Raw genomic sequence first — 3,886 nt, 5'->3', positions numbered from 1 at the left:
CCTTCGGCAGCTCCTACGGCTGTTTATAAAAACAAGAGGATTTTCTCATGGCTAAAATCGGATTTATCGGCACCGGCATCATGGGCCACCCAATGGCTTCGAACCTGCAGAAAGCCGGTCACAGCCTGTTCCTGTCGGCGCACCACGACGCCGCCCCGGCCGACCTGGTCGCCGCTGGCGCCGTCGCCCTGGCGAACCCGCGCGAAGTCGCGCAGGAAGCTGAATTCATCATCGTCATGGTCCCGGATACCCCACAGGTCGACGACGTACTGTTCCGCGCCGACGGCGTTGCCGCTGGCCTGAGCAAAGGCAAAATCGTTATCGACATGAGTTCGATCTCGCCAACCGCCACAAAGGCTTTCGCGGCGAAGATCAACGAGAAAGGTGCGCAGTACCTCGACGCACCGGTTTCCGGTGGTGAAGTCGGCGCCAAAGCCGCGACCCTGAGCATCATGATCGGTGGCGATGCCGATGCTTTCGAACGCGCACTGCCGCTGTTCCAGGCCATGGGCAAGAACATCACCCTGGTCGGTGGCAACGGCGACGGTCAAACCGCCAAAGTGGCGAACCAGATCATCGTCGCCCTGAACATTCAGGCCGTTGCTGAAGCCCTGCTGTTCGCTTCGAAAAACGGTGCTGATCCAGCCAAGGTGCGTGAAGCACTGATGGGCGGTTTCGCCTCTTCGAAGATCCTCGAAGTGCACGGCGAGCGCATGATCAAAGGCACTTTCGATCCAGGCTTCCGCATCAGCCTGCACCAGAAGGACCTGAACCTGGCCCTGCAAGGCGCCAAGGAACTGAACATCAACCTGCCGAACACCGCCAACGCCCAGCAAGTGTTCAGCACCTGCGCAGCGATCGGTGGCAGCAACTGGGACCACTCGGCGCTGATCAAAGGTCTGGAACACATGGCCAACTTCTCGATTCGCGATAACAAATAAGCCCTGCCCCGTCGCTCGTTCCCACGCTCTGCGTGGGAATGCAGCCCGGGACGCTCCGCGTCCCTGCCGAAGTGGACGCAGAGCGTCCATTGAGGCATTCCCACGCAGAGCGTGGGAACGATCATCAGCACTAAACCAAGAACAATAAGATTGGGAGCCCGCCATGTCGGTCGATCCGCAACAACTGCTGCGCGAGCTGTTTGCCACAGCCATCGACGCGGCCCATCCGAACCAGGTCCTCGAAGCCCATCTGCCTGCAGATCGCAGCGGCCGGGTGATCGTCATCGGCGCCGGCAAAGCCGCCGCCGCGATGGCGCAAGTGGTCGAGCGCTGCTGGGAAGGTGAAGTATCTGGCCTGGTTGTGACCCGTTACGGTCACGGCGCCCCCTGCGAAAAAATCGAAGTGGTCGAAGCCGCGCATCCGGTACCGGACGCTGCCGGCCTGGCCGTAGCCAAACGCGTGCTCGAACTGGTCAGCAACCTGACTGAAGACGACCGCGTGATCTTCCTGCTCTCCGGAGGTGGCTCTGCCCTGCTGGCGTTGCCGGCCGCAGGCATCACCCTCGCCGACAAGCAGTCGATCAACAAAGCCCTGCTCAAATCCGGCGCGACCATCGGCGAGATGAACTGCGTGCGCAAGCACCTCTCGGCGATCAAGGGTGGGCGTCTGGGCAAGGCTTGCTGGCCTGCCACTGTTTATACCTACGCGATTTCCGATGTACCGGGCGACCTCGCCACGGTCATCGCTTCCGGCCCGACCGTGGCCGACCCAAGCACTTCCGCTGAAGCGCTGGCGATCATCAAACGCTACGGCATCGAGATCCCCGCTTCCGTGCGCAACTGGCTGCAAAGCCCTGAAGCGGAAACCGTCAAACCCGGGGATCCGAGCCTGGCGCGCAGCCACTTCCAGTTGATTGCCCGTCCTCAGCAATCGCTGGATGCGGCGGCGGTGAAATGCCGTCAGGCCGGTTTCAGCACGCTGATCCTCGGCGACCTCGAAGGTGAGTCGCGCGAAGTGGCGAAAGTCCATGCCGGCATCGCCCGCCAGATCATCCATCACGGTCAACCATTGGCAGCACCGTGCGTGATTCTCTCCGGCGGCGAAACCACCGTGACCGTGCGCGGCAATGGCCGTGGCGGACGCAACGCCGAATTTCTCCTCAGCCTCACCGACAGCCTCAAGGGCCAGCCCGGCGTCTATGCGCTGGCCGGTGACACCGACGGCATCGACGGCTCGGAAGACAACGCCGGCGCGATCATGACCCCGGACAGCTACGCCCGCGCCGCCGCCCTCGGTTTGAGCGCCAGCGACGAGCTGGATAACAACAACGGCTACGGCTATTTCGCGGCGCTCGATGCGCTGATCGTCACCGAGCCGACCCGCACCAACGTCAACGACTTCCGCGCCATTCTGATCCTTGAGAGCTGCAAATCATGACGCCTGATAAAAAGGTCAAAATCCTCGCCACCCTCGGGCCTGCTGTCGATGGCATCGAAGACATCCGTGAACTGGTCGAAGCCGGGGTCAACATCTTCCGCCTGAACTTCAGCCACGGTGATCACGCCGACCACGCCAAGCGCTATCAGTGGATCCGCGAAGTCGAGCGCCAGCTCAACTATCCGCTGGGCATTCTGATGGACTTGCAGGGGCCGAAACTACGCGTCGGCAAGTTCGCTGATGGCAAGGTGCAGTTGCATCGTGGTCAGGCGTTCCGTCTTGATCTGGACGCAACACCGGGCGATGAGCGCCGGGTGAATCTGCCGCATCCGGAAATCATCGAAGCGCTGGAAGCGGGAATGGACCTGCTGCTCGACGACGGCAAACTGCGTCTGCGTGTGGTCACCAAATACGCCGACGCGATCGACACCACCGTGCTCAACGGCGGCGAGTTGTCGGACCGCAAAGGCGTCAACGTGCCACAAGCGGTGCTCGACCTCAGCCCGCTGACCGCCAAAGATCGTCGCGATTTGAGCTTCGGTCTGGAACTCGGCGTGGATTGGGTCGCGCTGTCGTTTGTGCAGCGTCCGCAAGACATCGTCGAAGCCCGCGCGCTGATCGGCGACAAAGCCTTTCTGATGGCAAAAATCGAGAAGCCGTCGGCGGTTGAACAACTGCGTGAAATCGCTGAGCTGAGCGACGCGATCATGGTCGCTCGCGGTGACCTCGGCGTTGAAGTGCCGGCGGAAAGCGTGCCGCAGATTCAGAAAAACATCATCACCACTTGCCGCGAACTGGGCAAACCGGTGGTGGTGGCGACGCAAATGCTGGAATCGATGCGCTTCTCCCCTGCTCCGACCCGCGCCGAGGTAACGGACGTTGCCAACGCCGTGGCCGAAGGCGCTGACGCGGTAATGCTGTCGGCGGAAACCGCGTCCGGCGAATACCCACTGGAAGCTGTGCAGATGATGAGCAAAATCATTCGCCAAGTGGAAAACGGCCCGGACTATCAGACTCAACTCGACGTTAGCCGGCCGAAAGCTGAAGCGACCGTTTCCGATGCGATCAGCTGCGCGATCCGGCGCATCAGCAACGTGCTGCCGGTGGCGGTGCTGGTCAACTACAGCGAATCGGGCACCTCGAGTCTGCGTGCAGCGCGGGAACGGCCGAAAGCGCCGATCCTCAACCTGACGCCGAACCTGCAAACCGCACGGCGTTTGAGCGTGGCGTGGGGGATTCATTCGGTGGTCAACGATCGTCTGCGTCAGGTCGATGAGGTTTGCTCAACCGCGCTGGAAATCGCCCAGGCCCAAGGCATGGCCGAGCGTGGCGACACGCTGCTGATCACTGCCGGCGTGCCGTTCGGCCAGCCGGGGTCGACTAACTCGCTGCGGATCGAAACATTGATTTAAGCCCCCCACCATGATCGTTCCCACGCTCTGCGTGGGAGTGCGGCCCGGGACGCTCTGCGTCCCAAGAGCAGACGCAGAGCGTCCTTTGAGGCATT

Annotated in this window: 3 protein-coding genes; all 3 read left to right on the top strand. The window is 61.9% G+C overall.

The window, feature by feature from the left end; translation table 11 throughout:
- Positions 1 to 47: 47 nt before the first annotated feature.
- On the top strand, positions 48 to 941 hold the full coding sequence (locus tag PMI23_RS28220) for a 2-hydroxy-3-oxopropionate reductase (protein WP_007919937.1): 894 nt from the start codon (positions 48 to 50) through the stop codon (positions 939 to 941).
- Positions 942 to 1,104: 163 nt separating this feature from the next.
- Complete coding sequence (locus PMI23_RS28215; protein ID WP_007919938.1) at positions 1,105 to 2,379, top strand: glycerate kinase type-2 family protein; 1,275 nt, start codon at positions 1,105 to 1,107, stop codon at positions 2,377 to 2,379.
- Positions 2,376 to 3,791 (top strand): pyruvate kinase, encoded by a 1,416-nt coding sequence (gene pyk / locus PMI23_RS28210; RefSeq protein WP_007919940.1) that lies wholly within the window; start codon positions 2,376 to 2,378, stop codon positions 3,789 to 3,791. The genes PMI23_RS28215 and pyk overlap by 4 nt, the downstream gene beginning before the upstream one ends.
- Positions 3,792 to 3,886: the final 95 nt, after the last annotated feature.

Origin of the sequence: Pseudomonas sp. GM24 (assembly GCF_000282235.1) — a bacterium.
In the GTDB taxonomy this organism is placed as follows: Bacteria; Pseudomonadota; Gammaproteobacteria; order Pseudomonadales; family Pseudomonadaceae; genus Aquipseudomonas.
Note: the sequence above shows the minus strand (reverse complement) of the source record. Positions and strands in the feature narration are given on the sequence as shown.